Raw genomic sequence first — 16,505 nt, 5'->3', positions numbered from 1 at the left:
GTAAAATGAAGTTAAAAACAATTCAGAATAGATTTAAAGATGAGCTTGGCGCTTTATATCCTATAGAAGAAATTGATAGTTTTTTTTATATGCTATTGGATGAGTATTATAAAATAGCTAGAATTGATTTGGCTATGGATTATAACTTATCGATTGAAAAGACTGAGCCTATACTAGATGCTTTAGAGTTGTTAAAAGCGCAAAACCCTATCCAATATATACTAGGAGAAACCGAGTTTTATGGTTTAATGTTTAAAGTGAATAAAAACACTTTAATACCTAGGCCAGAAACTGAAGAATTGGTAGAGTGGGTTATTAAAGACTGTATTGGCAAAGAAAAAGAAGTGAAAATTTTAGATATTGGTACAGGTAGTGGTTGTATAGCTATTTCTTTGGCAAAAAACTTGCCAAATGCTAAAGTGTTTGCTTTGGATGTAAGTAGTGAAGCGCTAGAAGTAGCCAAAGAAAATGCTAGGTTAAATGCTGTAAATATTGAGTTTGTTGAGGCTAGTATTTTAGATAGGCCATATTCAGAGTATGTTTTAAAACCTCATACATTTGATATTATAGTTTCTAATCCGCCTTATGTTCGTAACCTAGAAAAAGAGTTAATGCAACCCAATGTTTTAGAAAACGAGCCACATTTGGCGTTATTTGTAGAAAACGAAAATCCCCTACAATTTTATAAGGTTATTACAGATTTTGCAATAAAGAAATTAAATAAACAAGGGTGTTTGTTTTTTGAAATAAACGAATACCTCGGAAAAGAAATGATACATTTATTAAGTACATCTCATTTTAAAAATATAAAACTAAAGCAAGATATTTTTAAAAAAGATAGAATGATTAAAGGCGAATGGACTTTGTAATTATTCTAAATCTTATAAAGGTGTGGTGTGTAAATTAAAAATAATAAGGAGTAAGAATTAAGTATGGAAGTGCAAGAGCAAATTGAAAATTTAAGAAATGAATTACGTACACATAATTACAATTATTATGTATTAGATAATGCAACGATATCAGATTACGATTTTGATATGAAACTAAAAGAGCTTCAGGGGTTAGAAGAAAAGCACCCCGAGTTTTTTGATGCTAATTCACCAACACAACGTGTAGGTGGTGAGGTTACTAAAAATTTTGAAACCATTCCGCACGAGCATCGTATGTATTCTCTAGATAATTCTTACTCCAAAGACGATTTACTAGATTGGGAAACTCGCATTAAAAAGTTGGTAGATGGTAATATAGAATATACATGCGAATTGAAGTACGATGGCGCCTCCATTAGTTTAACTTACGAAAACGGAAAGTTAGTAAAAGCAGTTACTCGAGGAGACGGGTTTCAAGGCGATAATGTTACAGCTAATATAAAAACTATTAAATCTGTACCACTTCAATTAAAAGGCGATTACCCAGATAAATTTGATATAAGAGGCGAAATTGTTTTGCCTTTTGATGGTTTTATAAAAATGAACCAAGCACGTATAGAGCAAGGCGAAGAACCTTATAAAAACCCTAGAAATACAGCTTCTGGAAGTTTAAAGTTACAAGATAGTGGCGAGGTTGCAAAACGCCCATTGGAGTGTTTGTTGTATAATTTAACAGGAACAAACTTAGGTGTAGGGTCTCAGTTTGAAAGTTTATCTAAAGCAAGATTGTGGGGTTTTAAAGTGCCAGATGCAGCAAAATTAGTAAACTCTATAGATGAGGTTTTAGAGTTTGTAAATTATTGGGATATCGAAAGACATAATTTACCTTACGAAACCGATGGAGTTGTTATAAAGGTTAATAATTTACATCAACAAGACGAGTTAGGATACACATCTAAAGCACCTCGTTGGGCAATGGCTTATAAGTTTAAAGCAGAGCAGGTTTCAACAAAATTAAATAGTATTTCTTATCAAGTAGGTAGAACAGGAGCAATTACTCCTGTTGCAAATTTAGAACCAGTAGAGCTTGCTGGTACAATTGTAAAAAGAGCATCTATTCATAATGCAGATCAAATAGAAAAACTGGATATACGTGTAAACGACTATGTGTTTGTAGAAAAAGGAGGAGAAATTATTCCTAAAATAATAGGTGTAGATCTTTTAAAAAGACCATTAGATTCTAAAACTACAGACTATATTACTCATTGTCCAGAATGTGGAACAGAATTGGTAAGAGAGGAGGGGGATGCTAAACATTTTTGTCCAAACTATTCAGGATGTAGCCCACAAATAGCAGGAAGAATTCAGCACTATATTTCTAGAAAAGCGATGGATATTGAAGGTTTAGGAGGAGAAACCGTAGCTTTATTGGTTAAAGAGAATTTAATAAAAGACTATTCTGATTTATACGATTTAACCAAAGAGCAAGTTATACCTTTAGAAAGAATGGCAGAAAAGAGTGCCGATAATTTAATTCAAGGTATTGCAGAGTCTGTTAAAATTCCATTTGAGCGTGTTTTATATGCTTTAGGTATAAGGTATGTAGGGGAAACAGTAGCTAAAAAATTAGCAAAGCATTATAAAAATATAGATGCTATAATTGCTGCAAGTGAGGAAGATTTGGTTAATGTAGATGAGATAGGAATAAAAATAGCACAAAGTGTTAGGTTGTTTTTTGCGCAAGAAGAAAACAGAGAGTTGATAGAAAAATTAAAACAATCTGGAGTGCAGTTAGCAATATCTGCAGAGAAACTTGAAGGACAAACCAATAAATTGGAAGGAGATATTGTTGTGGTTTCTGGTGTATTTGAAATAGTATCTAGAAATGAATTGAAAAAACTAATAGAAGATAATGGAGGGAAAGTAAGTAGTTCTATATCGTCTAAAACAAGTTATATTGTTGCTGGAGATAAAATGGGACCTAGTAAGAAAGATAAAGCAGATAAGTTGGGGATTTCTTTAATTTCGGAGCATGATTTCTTACTTAAATTGAGATAAAAAACATATTTTATCGATAAAAAGCACTAATTTTTAGTTTTTTGAAGAAATAACCATATATTTGTTGGAGATTTATAAAATGTAATCATGTTAAAAATAAAAGCCTTAATAGGCTTAGTTTTGTTCCTTTTTGTTGGGTATTCTTTCTACGAATTTACCGATAATGATACTATGGCATTTTATTTAGATGGTTTTATTATTCCTGTTATCGCTTTAATATATCTTTTAAGTGTGCGCAATAAAGAAACTTATTTTGTAATTTTCTTGGCTTGCTTTACTCTAGCAGATTTTATTGGTATGACCGTTTTTTTTATAACTAATAAGGAGTTAGATTGGTTAGATAATTTGGAGTATTATGTAGGTAATACCCTGTATATATTAGGCTATATAGCTTTTTCTATTAAAATTTGTAAATCTTTAGATTTTAAATACGTTTTAAAGCATCATAAAATGCATTTAAGTGTTTTAACTGTATTGGGAACTTATTTAATATACGTGGTTCAAGTAATTGTTAAGCCTAATTTAAAAGTTAATGCAGATTTTTATTTAGAGCTTGTTTATAATGTGGTAACTTTTACTTTATTATCTATAGCGTTATTAAACTATTTTTACAGAGATAATAGAAAGTCTTTGTTTTTATTTTTAGGCACTTTGTGTATTGTTTTTTCAGAAATGATTGATGTGGCATTTATTTACATATCACAAAAAAACTTGTTGGCTTTTATTGCTGGTGCTTTGTCTTTATTAGCTTATTACTTCTTTTTAAAACAAGCGAAACTAGAAAATACACCTCGAGAAGAGATGAATTATATGGTTACAAAATAAAAAAATTAGCTTAAAAAAGGAATGTCTTTTTTGTGTAAAAACAGTAGGTAGCTAGCAAGTAAAAATGTTATTACCGCTGTTGCAAAAAGTATACCTCCATCATTATTTACTACTATTCCTAATTGTGTTAAATGCATAAAAATAGCACCACCAATAATACAAATTGTTAGAGAGGCACCAAGCCAAACGGTTTTTGGTATTAGTAATAAAATGCCTGTAATTAATTCTAATACGCCAATAGTTATTCTTCCGTAAGGTTCTAAGCCTACTTTATTAAAAATATAAACGCTATCTGGATGTGCTAAAAATTTAAAACGTAAGGTTTGTATAAGTATTACAGCAACAATAATTCTTAATATTAAAGGAATATGTTTTTTCATTTTAATTTATCTTATGGAGTTTTAGACGAATTAAAATGAAATAACTATCCCTTTTTCTTTATTTATACAACAATAGAAGTTCCGTTTGCAGATTTATTTTTATCAGCATCAAAATAAAAGTCTATTTTTCCTAAATTAATACCGTAACAACCTACTTGATTAACCAAAACATTATTGCCTTCAGCATTTTTTATAACAGTAGGTTTAGGTAAAAATGTATGGGTATGTCCTCCAATTATTAAGTCGATATCTTTTGTTGTTTGTGCTAGTTTTATATCAGATATTTTATCTGGATTTTTAGAGTAGTTGTAGCCCAAATGCGATAAGCATATTATTAAATCGCAATTTTCGTTTTCTTTAAGTATGCGTGTCATATCTTGAGATATTTCTACAGGATCTAAATACTTGGTTTCTTTGTACATTTTTTTGTCAACCAATCCATTAAGTTTAATACCAATACCAAAAACACCAATTTTTAGACCTCCTTTTTTAAACACCTTATAGGGTTTAGTGTGGGTGTTCATTACAGTGTTAGAGAAATCGTAATTGGCAGTAATAAAATCGAACTCAGCATGTGGTAATTGTGCATATAACCCATCAATACCATTATCAAAATCGTGATTACCAATAGTAGCAGCATCATATTTTAATTTGCTCATTAGCTTAAATTCTAATTCGCCTCCATAATAATTAAAATATGGGGTGCCTTGAAAAATATCTCCGGCATCCAATAATAATGTATTTGGATTGTCTTTTCTAATAGATTCTATTAAGGTAGCACGTCTTGCCACACCTCCTTTATTCGAGTTTCTACCTTCGTCTTTGCCAAAAGTGTCTATGTGGCTATGTACATCGTTGGTATGCAGAATAGTTATTTTAGAGGTATTTATGGTATTGCTAAAAGATTGTAGTCCGTAGCTTCCAAGAGTTATTAATGCTGTTCCTGTTGCAGCTTGTTGTATAAAATCTCTACGTTTCATAAAAATTATTTAATTTGTGTAAATCTGTCATCAATAACAGGTTTAATGGTATCTACAGTTTTAAAATTATCTATTAGTGCATTTCTAATTTTATAATTTAACTCGTAAAGGCTGTCGTTAGGTTTAAAAAAAGTCATGCTATCTCCTCCGTTATATAAATAATCGTTAGTAGCTACGTAATATGTTTTTAAAGCATCAATGTTTTCGCCATTTATTGTCGCGCTATTTATGCTATAGTCTTTATTTAATTTTAACTTAAGTTTAGAAATAGGGTGTGCTGTCTTATCTTTACTTAAATATTCTATAAGTAATTTTACTTGTGTGCCTTTTAATGCTACAACAACAATGCTGTTTTCAAAAGGCATAATATTAAAAGCAGTTTTCTTTGTAATATTTCCTTTGGGTATAATAGACCTAATGCCACCATAGTTTAGTAAAACCATGTCTATGTTTTTGCTAGTTCTCTTATTAAATATAATATTAGCTTGTTTGTATATGGCATCTGCCATAAAATTCCCTACAGCTGTGTTGTACTCGCCTTCTGCTTTAGAGTAAGTGTTTTTAGAATAAGCTAAAACGCTATCTAAATCATTTTGAATGTGATCTCTAAAGGGCTTAACAAAATTTTCGATGTCTTCATTTTGCATTAAACTATCTGTAATTTCAATTTGTTTACCAACAACTTTGGTAAGTGTTAATTTGTCTTTTTTACAACTTGTAAAAAATAAAATATTTAACAAAAAAAATAAATATGTAAACCTCATTATTATTAACTGATTTTTTGAGTGTACTTTTGCTACCTTTGTGCAAAGTATAAAAGTAAATGATTTTAAAGGGTTTTAAAGAAAAATCTAATAAAAAGTATTTAAACAAAATGTTATCTAAGCGTGAAGTTAATGTTGATAACAGAAAAGTTGAAAGTCTTGGAGTTATTGTAAACGTTGATGAATTCGACAATTTTGAAGTTTTTCTAAATTTAGCGAATCGTCTCAATTTGAGGTCTAATGGATTGAAAATCATAGCGTTTTCGAATAATGAAAAAGAAGATTTTAAAGCTTGGGAAACCTGCTTTACTCCAAAAGATTTTGGATGGAAAGGGAATATTAAGCACGTAGAATTGCAATCTTTTTTAAATAAAAAATTTGATGCTTTAATAAGTTTTTATACTGAAGAAAAGGTAGAATTGAAAATGATGACAGTTTTATCTCATGCTCAATTTAAAATTGGAATTTTACAAACCGATGCGCGTTTAAACGATTTAATAATTAAAACGGGTATAAATGAATTTGATGTATTTGAAAATGAAGTTTTTAAATACTTAACTATATTAAATAAGATTAAAAATGAACAGTAAGTTTCTAGGAACTGGAGTTGCTTTAGTTACACCATTTAACCAAGATTTAAGTGTAGATTATGATGCTTTAACCAACATTGTAAATTACAATATAGACCATGGTGTAGAATACCTTGTAATTTGTGGTACAACAGGAGAAAGTGTAACTATTACAAAAGAAGAAAAGAAAGCTGTAGTTGCAACTATTGTAAAAGCAAATAATGGTCGCGTACCTTTAGTGTTAGGAATAGGAGGAAACAATACAGCACTAGTTATAGAAGAAATTAAATCGACAGATTTATCTAATATAGACGCTATTTTATCTGTTTCTCCCTATTATAGTAAGCCAACACAAGAGGGCATGTATCAGCATTTTAAAGCAATATCTCAAGCTAGCCCTGTAGACATAATACTTTACAATGTACCAGGACGTACTGCAAAAAACATGGAAGTTAACACTACTTTAAGGTTAGCTAACGATTTTAAAAATATAGTAGCTGTAAAAGAAGCAGGTAACAGCATGTCTCAATATTTACAACTAATTAAAAATAAACCAAACGATTTTTTAATTATTTCTGGCGATGACGATTTAGCTTTACCAGTTGCTTTAGCTGGCGGATCTGGTGTTATATCTGTAATTGGGCAAGCTTTTCCAGATGCTTTTTCTAATATGATTCGTTTAGGTATAAAAGGCGAAGCCAAAGAAGCTTTTAATATTCATTACAAAATGATGGATGTTATCGATTATATTTTTGAAGAAAATAACCCAGCAGGTATTAAAGCAGTTTTTCAAGCCTTAAACCTTTGTACAGATACGGTAAGATTACCAGTTGTACCAGCATCGGCAGAATTAAAAGAAAAAATAAATAGTTTTGTTAAAAACTTTTAGATTTAAAAAAGATTTAGATAAACCTAATAAAAATCTAAGGTTTAAACCTTTTAATTACTAAAAAGTTAAATATTACTTAAACCTTATTAATACTATGTTTCAACATTTATTTTAGCACCTAAAAAATATTTTTAATATCCATATTATTAACCTAATTTTGCATTCTGTTTGAAATTTATGAAAAACCTTTTTTACATATTAATACTAGCTGCAGTTTTTAGTTCTTGTAGCGATTACCAAAAGCTACTAAAATCTGAAAGTATTGCAGATAAATTTAAAGCTGGAGATTCACTGTATCAAGCAGGTAAGTACGATAAAGCCAATAAGCTTTTTGCGCAAATAGTACCAAACTATAAAGGCAAACCACAAGCCGAAAAGTTAATGTATCTATATTCTAGTTCTTTTTTTAAAATGAAAGACTATTATGTAGCAGGTTATCAATTTGAACGCTTTGTTTCTAGTTACCCAAAAAGTGAAAAGAAAGAAGAAGCAGCTTTTTTAAGTGCTAAGAGTTACTATATGTTATCTCCTGTTTATACTAAAGACCAAAAAGAAACTAGAGATGCTATAGAGAAAATGCAAGAATTTATTAACATATACCCAAATTCTGAATATGTTTCTGAAGCAAACAAAATAGTTAACGAGTTAGATTTTAAATTACAGCAAAAGGCATTTGCTATAGCTAAGCAATATAGAGATATAGCGCCACAGTATAGTAAAGATTTTAATGCAGCTATAAAATCGTTTGATAATTTTATATTCGAATTTCCAGGTTCTTCTTTAAGAGAAGATGCCTTTTTTTATAAGTTTGATGCAGCTTATCAGCAAGCGATGAATAGTGTAGAATATAAAAAGAAAGCGCGTTTAGAACAAGCAAAAGAATATTATGATGCATTTAGAAAAAGCTATGCTACTTCTAAATATGTTGAAGATGCCGATAAAATGGCTTCAGAGTTAGACGAAGAATTAAAAGTTTACAGTACCAAAAGTTAATATAAATTATCATGGATTTAAAAAAAACCAATGCTCCGGTTAACACGATTACTTACGATAGAAACCAAATAGATGAGCCAACAGAAAACATCTACGAGTCTATTTCTATTATAGCAAGACGTGCAGATCAAATAAACACAGAAATTAAAAAAGAATTAATTGATAAGTTAGAAGAGTTTGCTACTTACAACGATAGTCTTGAAGAAATTTTTGAAAACAAAGAGCAAATCGAGGTTTCTAAATTTTACGAAAAGTTGCCTAAACCTCACGCATTAGCAGTACAAGAATGGTTAACAGATAAAGTTTATTTTAGAAATACTGAGGCTGGTACTCAGGAATAATTATATATGAGCATAATAAGCGGCAAAAACATACTGTTAGGTATTACGGGTGGTATTGCCGCTTATAAAACAGCTTCATTGGTTAGGCTATTTATTAAAGCAGGCGCACATGTAAAAGTAGTAATGACGCCATCTGCAAAAGACTTTATTACGCCTTTAACCTTATCTACACTATCAAAAAATGCAGTGCATTCATCTTTTACAAATGAAGATGATGATAATGCCATTTGGAATAACCATGTCGATTTAGGCCTTTGGGCAGACTATTTTGTTATTGCTCCTGCAACTGCCAATACCATGTCTAAAATGGCAAATGGTGTTTGCGACAATATATTATTAGCAACATATTTATCTGCTAAATGTCCTGTGTATTTTGCACCAGCGATGGATTTAGATATGTACAAGCACGCATCAACCATAAACTCTTTCGAAAAATTAAAAGCCTTTGGAAACGTTATGATTCCTGCTGCTAGTGGTGAGTTAGCAAGTGGTTTGGTAGGCGAGGGCAGAATGGCAGAACCTAAGGATATTGTATCTTTTATAGAAAAAGATATTTTAAATAAGCTTCCGCTACGCGGTAAAAAAGTTTTAATTACTGCAGGGCCAACTTACGAGGCTATAGATCCTGTTCGTTTTATTGGTAATCATTCCAGCGGTAAAATGGGTTTTGAAATAGCCAAAGCAGCAGCCAATTTAGGTGCCAACGTTGTTTTAGTTTCTGGACCAACACATCAAAAAGTAAATCATAGTTTAATAAAAGTTATTCCTGTAGTTAGCGCGCAAAATATGTACGATGCTGTGCACGAGTATTATAATACGACAGATGTTGCAATACTATCTGCAGCAGTGGCAGATTTTACGCCTAAAGAAGTTGCTTCTCAGAAAATAAAAAAGAAAGATAAAACGTTAACTTTAGAGTTAACTAAAACAAAAGATATTTTAGCATCTTTAGGAGCTGCTAAAAAGCATCAGTTTTTAGTTGGTTTTGCATTAGAAACTAATAACGAATTAGAAAATGCAAAAGGAAAATTAAAAAGAAAGAATTTAAATTTAATTGTTTTAAATTCGTTAAACGATAAAGGAGCAGGTTTTAAAACAGATACTAATAAAGTTACTTTTATTGATAATAAAGATAATATAACCGAGTTTGAGCTAAAATCTAAAACCGAAGTGGCTTTAGATTTATTAAACGAAATTGTAAAGAAAATTGATGCGTAACTACTTAATAATTTTCATATTATGCTTTAGTAGTTTTTGTGGTTTTACACAAGAGCTAAATTGTAGCGTGGTTGTAAATGCCCGTCAAACAGGAAGCGAAAACCAGCAAATATTTAAAACTTTAGAAAAACAATTAACAGAGTTTGTTAATAATACAAAATGGACAAACAAAACGTTTTCGCCACAAGAAGAAATAGATTGCAATATGACCATTACCATTGTTAATTACAGTGGCGAATCGTTTCAAGGTACAATTCAAATACAATCTTCGCGTCCTGTTTTTGGTTCGTCGTATAGTACACCTATTTATAATTTTAACGACAAAGATTTCTCTTTTAATTATTTAGAGTTTCAAAATTTGGTTTTTAATAAAGATCAATACGAGTCTAATTTAATATCTGTTCTAGCTTTTCATGTTTATATGATCTTAGGTTTAGATGCCGATTCTTTTTCTAAAGAAGGAGGTTTAGAGTATTATAAACAAGCACAAGCCATTACAAATTACTCGCAACAAGGTAACTTTAGAGGTTGGAAACTAGAAGACGGTTTACAAAGCAGATTTACTCTTGTAGATAACATTTTGTCGCCAACCTTTAAAGAATTTAGAAGTGTTGTTTATAGTTATCATAGAGAAGGCTTAGATGTAATGTCTAATAATGTTAAAGAAGGAAAAAGTAATATAGCTTCTACTTTAAAATTGTTTCAGGCTATGAATAGTAGAAGGCCAAACTCTTTTTTATTAAGAACTTTTTTTGATGCTAAAGCCGATGAGATAGAACAATTATTCTCTGGCGGACCCAATGTAAATATTGCTAGCGTAAAAGAAACGTTGCAGAAAGTTGCGCCTATGCATTCTGCAAAATGGAGAAATATTAAATTCTAAAGTAAAACATACTAAGTTTTACATAATAGATGCTTAAGTTGCAAAATCGTTAATTAAATTTTTAACACTTAAAACTTACACATGTTAACCTCACTAACCATAAAAAACTACGCGTTAATAGATACTTTACAAGTAGATTTTAATAACGGATTTTCTATAATTACAGGAGAAACAGGAGCTGGAAAATCTATTCTTTTAGGTGGTTTATCTCTAATTTTAGGTAAACGCGCAGATTTAAGTAGCTTAAAAGATACATCGACAAAATGTATTATAGAAGCTGTTTTTAATGTATCTAATTATAAATTAAAAGGCTTGTTTAAATCGGAAGATTTAGATTACGAAGAGCAAACTATAATAAGACGAGAAATTCTTCCTTCAGGTAAATCGAGAGCTTTTATAAACGATTCGCCAGTAAAACTATCTAGTTTACAAATTTTAGGCGCTAAATTAATCGATATTCATTCTCAACATCAAACTTTAGAAATTACGAGTAACGATTTTCAGTTTCTGGTTATTGATGCTTTAGCTAAAAATCAAAAAGATTTAGAAGCTTATAAAATAGAGTTTAAAACTTATAAAGCTTTAAATAAAGAACTTCAAGGTTTAATTAGTTTAAAAGCTGAAGCTGTTAAAGAATACGATTACAATTCATTTTTATTAAAAGAATTGGTTGATGCTAATTTAAAAGCAGGAGAACAAGAAAGTTTAGAAGAAGAATACGAAACCTTAAATAATATTGAAGGTATTAAAGATGGGCTTTCTGAGGCGTATCAACTATTAAATGACGAGCAAATAGGGGTTTTAGCTACGACTAATAATTTAAAAATGTGCCTTCAAAAATTATCGAGTGTATCAGCTAAATATTTAGATCTATATAATAGAGTAAACAGTAGTTTTATAGAGTTAGATGATGTTTTTAGCGAAATAGATGTGTTACAAGGCGATTTAGAGGCAGACCCTAACCGTTTGGAGGTTGTAAATGCCAAGTTGCAAATACTTCATACTTTAAAGCAAAAGCACGTGGCTGCCAATGTAGAAGAGCTTATAGATATTAAAAACAAGTTAGAAGAAAAAGTTTCTGTTACAGAAAACCTTGACGAGTCTATTAAAGATAAAAAGCATGAAATTGCTGCGAAGGTTAAAATTCTTAATACTATATCTAAAACAATACACGATAAGCGAGAAACAGCAATTCCAGAGTTATCTAAACAATTAAATGTTTTGTTATCTAGTTTAGGTATGCCTAATGCTCAGTTTAAAATAAAGGCATCTTATGGTAAAAACTTTTTACTAAACGGAAAAGATGAATTGTCATTTTTGTTTTCGGCCAATAAAGGCGGACAGTTTAACGAATTAAAAAAAGCAGCATCTGGAGGAGAACTATCTAGAATTATGTTGGCTATTAAGTCTATTTTATCTAAATATATCCAGTTACCAACTATTATGTTTGATGAGATAGATACAGGAGTGTCTGGAGAAATATCGAATAAAATGGGAGATATCATGTTGCAAATGAGTAAAACCATGCAGGTATTTTCGATTACACATTTACCACAAATTGCAGCAAAAGGGCATTCTCACTATAAAGTTTATAAAGAAGATGTAGATGAGGTTACTACTACTAATTTGGTTAAATTAAATCATGACGATCGTGTGGTAGAAATAGCACAAATGTTAGGCGGTATAGAAATGTCATCATCTGCTATTGCACATGCAAAAGAGTTGCTTAATTAGTTGTATATTAGTGCTTTTTACATTTGTGTTATGTATGCTAAAAAAACATTTTTTAATATATCTTTTGTTGTGTTTGTCGCTTATTAATGGTGAGTCTGAAGGATATAGATTGTGTTATGGTTAATGGCGAATGCATTCCACGTTATGTTTTTCCTCCAACTAATGCACAAGAAGGAGAAAAATATTATCATGCTAAATTAGGAGTAATTACTTTTAAAACTGGGAATTGGGTTAATATAAAAGGAGTAATTATTACTACTACCGATTTACTAATAGAATAGAAAAGTTTTCATAACTTTGCCAGCTTTAATGGTAGGAATAAGCCATATTAAAATAATAAAAGATAAGATATGTCGTATAATTTATTAAAAGGAAAAAAAGGTATCATTTTTGGAGCCTTAGATGAAAACTCAATAGCTTGGAAAACAGCAGAAAGAGTTCACGAAGAAGGCGGAACATTTGTTTTAACAAATGCACCTGTTGCCATGAGAATGGGACAAATTAACGAGCTTGCAGAAAAAACAGGATCTCAAATTATTCCTGCTGATGCTACATCAGAAGAAGATTTAAAAAAGCTTGTAGAGCAATCTATGGAAATTCTTGGTGGTAAAATCGATTTCGTTTTACATTCTATAGGAATGTCTATTAATGTTAGAAAAGGTAAGCATTATACAGATCAAAATTATGCATGGACACAAAAAGGAACAGATGTTTCTGCAATGTCTTTTCATAAAGTTATGCAAACACTTTATAAAGCAGATGCTATGAACGAGTGGGGAAGTATTGTTGCCTTAACTTATATGGCTGCACAACGTGTATTTCCAGACTACAACGATATGGCCGATAATAAAGCATATTTAGAGAGTATTGCTCGTAGTTTTGGGTATTTCTTTGGACGCGATAAAAACGTACGTGTTAATACCATTTCTCAATCTCCAACACCTACAACCGCAGGTAGTGGAGTAAAAGGCTTTGATGGTTTTATAGCCTACGCAGAAAAAATGTCGCCTCTTGGTAATGCAACAGCTTTAGACTGTGCAAACTATACGGTATCTTTATTTAGCGATTTAACAAAGCGCGTTACTTTACAAAACCTATTTCACGATGGTGGTTTTAGTAACATGGGGGTTAGTGATGCTGTAATGAGTACTTTTGTAGGAGAAGACGAATAACATTTTATTACATAATAACACAAAAGCCACTTGTAAAAAAGTGGCTTTTGCATTTTATATTATTTTAGTCTTTATAGTTGTTTTATAGTATAGATTAAAAATAAAAATTGGTTTAAAAGCCACAGCAAGTTTGCTAATTATTGTAATAGGATTAATTACATTTGTGATATGCAATTACAGTTTTCATTTGTTATACCAGTATACAATCGTCCAGACGAAACACAAGAACTTTTACAAAGCTTAGTAGACATGAAAACCAATGTCGATTACGAGGTTGTAATCGTGGAAGATGGCTCTACTATTACATCAAAAGAAGTGGTGGAGTCTTTTAAAAATAAATTAAATATTTCATATTATTTTAAAGCAAATACAGGCCCTGGAGATTCTCGAAATTATGGAATGAAAAATGCTAAGGGGAATTACTTTATTATTTTAGATTCAGATTGTATTTTACCTAGTAACTATTTAAGTGAAACCATTAAAAGTTTAGAAACCAATTATGTGGATTGTTATGGTGGGCCAGATGCAGCACACGAGTCGTTTTCAGATTTGCAAAAAGCTATAAATTTCTCGATGACCTCTGTAATAACCACAGGAGGCATTAGAGGAAATAAAAAAAGTGTAGATACTTTTCAGCCACGAAGCTTTAATATGGGGATTTCTAAAAAAGCTTTTGAAGACTCTAAAGGGTTTGGTACTATTCACCCTGGTGAAGATCCAGATTTATCTATCCGACTTTGGAATTTAGGTTACAAAACCAAATTAATACCAGAAGCTTATGTGTACCATAAACGCAGAATTTCGTGGTCTAAATTTTATACGCAAGTTAATAAATTTGGTATGGTTAGGCCTATTTTAAATGCATGGCACCCAGAAACAAAAAAGATAACGTATTGGTTTCCTACTTTGTTTTGTTTAGGTTATTTATGTGCTATAGTTTTATTTTTATTAAAAATAAAACTATTTTTAATAGTCTATATTTTTTACTTTTTAGCAGCCTTTTTACTAGCTTTAGTATCTACAAAAAGTATTACAGTAGCATGTTTATCTATAATAGCCATAGGTGTACAGTTTTTTGGTTATGGTTACGGGTTTTTAAAATCTACGTTAGCTATACAGGTTTTTAATAAAGACCCTAAAACACATTTTCCTAAATTATTTTTTAAGCTAAAATGATAAAGAAATTAAAATCAGAATTGTCTAAATCGATTAAAAGCAGAAGGATTCATGTTTTCTTAATGTTTTTACTATTTGCATTTACTATTTTAATTTTTACAAAATTATCAAAAGAGTATACTAATACTTTGGTTTTTGGCATTAATAAAATAAATGTTCCTCCAGAAAATATTATATTAAACGACTCTAATTCATCCTTAAAAATTACCTTAAAAACGCATGGTTTTAAATGGCTTAAATACTATTTTTCTAATCCGAAAATTACCATAGATTTTAATAAGGAAGTCGATAATAAAAAAGGACAATATATTTGGAGTAAATCTAGAGCGTATTTGTACGAGAGTTCTCAATTTGGAGACAAGGTGAAATTATTAAATATAGAACCAGATACCTTATTGTTTAAGTACGATGTAAATTTAGTTAAGAAAGTTCCGGTAGAGCTTAATTCTAGTATCAAATTTACCCAAGGATTTGATATGGATGATGATTATAAATTAACTCCAGACTCTATAGAAGTTATTGGGCCTCATGCTTTAGCGTCAAAAATAACGCATATTAAAACCGAAGAGTTTGTTTTAAATGATGTAAAAACTAACATATCAGAAAAAATAAAATTAATCTTGCCTCAAGATAACAATAATTTAATATTTTCCAATCAATCTGTTTTACTGTCTGCAAATGTAAAAAAGTTTACAGAGGGCACTTTAAAAATACCTGTAACCTTAGTAAATGTGCCAGAGGGTTTGTCTTTAAAGTACTTTCCTAGAATGGTTAATGTTACTTATTATACCAGTTTAGATAGGTTTAACAGTGTAAAAAGTAACGATTTTATAGTATCGTGCGATTATAGTATGGTACAGGATAACCAATCGTTTTTAATACCACAGATAAAAAAATCTCCAAAGCGCGTTAAGCATGTTAAATTGAGTCAGAAACGTATCGAATTTATAATTTTAAAATAATGACAATAGTAGGACTTACAGGAGGTATTGGTAGCGGTAAAACAACCGTTGCTAAGCAGTTTGAAGCATTAGGCATACCTGTTTATATTGCAGACATAGAAGCAAAAAAACTCATGTTACGCTCTAAAATAATTAAGCGTAAACTTATACAGTTATTTGGAAGCGAAGCCTATATAAATGAAACTCTTAATAAGCCATTAATTGCAAGTATTATTTTTAAAGACAAAACGTATTTACAAAAAATGAATGCCATTGTGCACCCTAAAGTAGCTTCTCACTTTAAAAAATGGGCGTTAAAGCAAAATGCACCCTATGTAATTAAAGAAGTTGCTATTTTATTTGAAAACGGAGGTAATAAACAATGCGATTTAGTTATAACCGTAACCGCACCTAAAGCCATAAGAATAAAGCGTGTATTATCTAGAGACAATACAACTAAAGACAAGGTAGAAGCTATTATAAATAACCAATGGAGTGATGAAGAAAAAATTAAAAACTCTCATTTTGTTATAGATAATGTGGTATTGGCAAAGACTAAGAAACAAGTGCTTCATATTCATCAACAAATCCTTAATAAACTTTAATAATTTTCAAATTTTAACATTTTTGTTAATGTAAGGTTAAAAGGCAACCCTACTAAATGTTAAAATGTTAAATTTGAATAATGAACAAGAGAGTATTCGCCCTATTAA

18 protein-coding genes are annotated in these 16,505 nt (G+C 30.4%); 15 read left to right on the top strand and 3 right to left on the bottom strand.

Annotated features, from left to right (window positions below):
• The first annotated feature begins 5 nt into the window (after positions 1 to 5).
• From prmC to ABD715_RS13565, 3 genes are all read left to right on the top strand, one after another.
• Entirely contained in the window at positions 6 to 869 is an 864-nt protein-coding gene (gene prmC / locus ABD715_RS13575) for a peptide chain release factor N(5)-glutamine methyltransferase (RefSeq protein WP_344788821.1), read from the top strand.
• 63 nt (positions 870 to 932) lie between these two features.
• A complete protein-coding gene (gene ligA / locus ABD715_RS13570) occupies positions 933 to 2,927 on the top strand; it encodes an NAD-dependent DNA ligase LigA (protein WP_344788820.1) in 1,995 nt (664 codons plus the stop codon).
• A gap of 87 nt (positions 2,928 to 3,014) precedes the next feature.
• The gene (locus tag ABD715_RS13565) at positions 3,015 to 3,752 is read left to right on the top strand and encodes a hypothetical protein (protein WP_344788819.1); all 738 of its coding nucleotides are present in this window, start codon (positions 3,015 to 3,017) and stop codon (positions 3,750 to 3,752) included.
• A gap of 5 nt (positions 3,753 to 3,757) precedes the next feature.
• Here ABD715_RS13565 and ABD715_RS13560 read toward each other — a convergent pair whose 3' ends face one another.
• The 3 genes from ABD715_RS13560 to ABD715_RS13550 form a co-directional block, all read right to left on the bottom strand.
• On the bottom strand, positions 3,758 to 4,132 hold the full coding sequence (locus ABD715_RS13560; RefSeq protein ID WP_344788818.1) for a DoxX family membrane protein: 375 nt from the start codon (positions 4,130 to 4,132) through the stop codon (positions 3,758 to 3,760).
• A 62-nt stretch (positions 4,133 to 4,194) separates the two neighbouring features.
• A complete protein-coding gene (locus ABD715_RS13555) occupies positions 4,195 to 5,112 on the bottom strand; it encodes a bifunctional metallophosphatase/5'-nucleotidase (protein WP_344788817.1) in 918 nt (305 codons plus the stop codon).
• Between the two features lie 5 nt (positions 5,113 to 5,117).
• A complete protein-coding gene (locus ABD715_RS13550; RefSeq protein WP_344788816.1) occupies positions 5,118 to 5,852 on the bottom strand; it encodes a 5'-nucleotidase C-terminal domain-containing protein in 735 nt (244 codons plus the stop codon).
• A gap of 83 nt (positions 5,853 to 5,935) precedes the next feature.
• Between ABD715_RS13550 and ABD715_RS13545 the strand changes: the two genes are divergently transcribed.
• From ABD715_RS13545 to coaE, 12 genes are all read left to right on the top strand, one after another.
• Positions 5,936 to 6,466 (top strand): DUF6913 domain-containing protein, encoded by a 531-nt coding sequence (locus ABD715_RS13545; protein ID WP_344788815.1) that lies wholly within the window; start codon positions 5,936 to 5,938, stop codon positions 6,464 to 6,466.
• Entirely contained in the window at positions 6,456 to 7,334 is an 879-nt protein-coding gene (gene dapA, locus ABD715_RS13540) for a 4-hydroxy-tetrahydrodipicolinate synthase (RefSeq protein ID WP_344788814.1), read from the top strand. Before ABD715_RS13545 ends, dapA begins: the two co-directional genes overlap by 11 nt.
• A gap of 177 nt (positions 7,335 to 7,511) precedes the next feature.
• Positions 7,512 to 8,327, top strand: a complete 816-nt coding sequence (locus ABD715_RS13535) for an outer membrane protein assembly factor BamD (protein WP_344788813.1) — start codon at positions 7,512 to 7,514, stop codon at positions 8,325 to 8,327.
• Between the two features lie 11 nt (positions 8,328 to 8,338).
• Positions 8,339 to 8,668, top strand: coding sequence for a DNA-directed RNA polymerase subunit omega (locus tag ABD715_RS13530; protein ID WP_344788812.1), 330 nt, complete (start codon positions 8,339 to 8,341; stop codon positions 8,666 to 8,668).
• A gap of 6 nt (positions 8,669 to 8,674) precedes the next feature.
• Positions 8,675 to 9,886 (top strand): bifunctional phosphopantothenoylcysteine decarboxylase/phosphopantothenate--cysteine ligase CoaBC, encoded by a 1,212-nt coding sequence (coaBC, locus tag ABD715_RS13525; protein ID WP_344788811.1) that lies wholly within the window; start codon positions 8,675 to 8,677, stop codon positions 9,884 to 9,886.
• Positions 9,879 to 10,769 (top strand): type IX secretion system protein PorD, encoded by an 891-nt coding sequence (gene porD / locus ABD715_RS13520; RefSeq protein WP_344788810.1) that lies wholly within the window; start codon positions 9,879 to 9,881, stop codon positions 10,767 to 10,769. The genes coaBC and porD overlap by 8 nt, the downstream gene beginning before the upstream one ends.
• Before the next feature lie 81 nt (positions 10,770 to 10,850).
• Positions 10,851 to 12,503 carry a DNA repair protein RecN gene (gene recN / locus ABD715_RS13515; RefSeq protein ID WP_344788809.1) on the top strand — a complete coding sequence of 551 codons (1,653 nt, stop codon included), beginning with the start codon at positions 10,851 to 10,853 and terminating at the stop codon, positions 12,501 to 12,503.
• Between the two features lie 86 nt (positions 12,504 to 12,589).
• Entirely contained in the window at positions 12,590 to 12,784 is a 195-nt protein-coding gene (locus tag ABD715_RS13510; protein ID WP_344788808.1) for a hypothetical protein, read from the top strand.
• Positions 12,785 to 12,853: 69 nt separating this feature from the next.
• Entirely contained in the window at positions 12,854 to 13,675 is an 822-nt protein-coding gene (locus tag ABD715_RS13505) for an enoyl-ACP reductase FabI (RefSeq protein WP_344788807.1), read from the top strand.
• Between the two features lie 168 nt (positions 13,676 to 13,843).
• Complete coding sequence (locus tag ABD715_RS13500) at positions 13,844 to 14,851, top strand: glycosyltransferase family 2 protein (RefSeq protein WP_344788806.1); 1,008 nt, start codon at positions 13,844 to 13,846, stop codon at positions 14,849 to 14,851.
• The gene (locus ABD715_RS13495) at positions 14,848 to 15,813 is read left to right on the top strand and encodes a CdaR family protein (RefSeq protein WP_344788805.1); all 966 of its coding nucleotides are present in this window, start codon (positions 14,848 to 14,850) and stop codon (positions 15,811 to 15,813) included. Before ABD715_RS13500 ends, ABD715_RS13495 begins: the two co-directional genes overlap by 4 nt.
• Positions 15,813 to 16,397: a dephospho-CoA kinase gene (coaE, locus tag ABD715_RS13490; RefSeq protein ID WP_344788804.1), complete on the top strand. Its 585-nt coding sequence runs from the start codon at positions 15,813 to 15,815 to the stop codon at positions 16,395 to 16,397. Before ABD715_RS13495 ends, coaE begins: the two co-directional genes overlap by 1 nt.
• The last annotated feature ends 108 nt before the right edge of the window (positions 16,398 to 16,505 follow it).

The organism is Postechiella marina, assembly GCF_039538365.1.
Taxonomy (GTDB): domain Bacteria; phylum Bacteroidota; class Bacteroidia; order Flavobacteriales; family Flavobacteriaceae; genus Postechiella; species Postechiella marina.
Note: the sequence above shows the minus strand (reverse complement) of the source record. Positions and strands in the feature narration are given on the sequence as shown.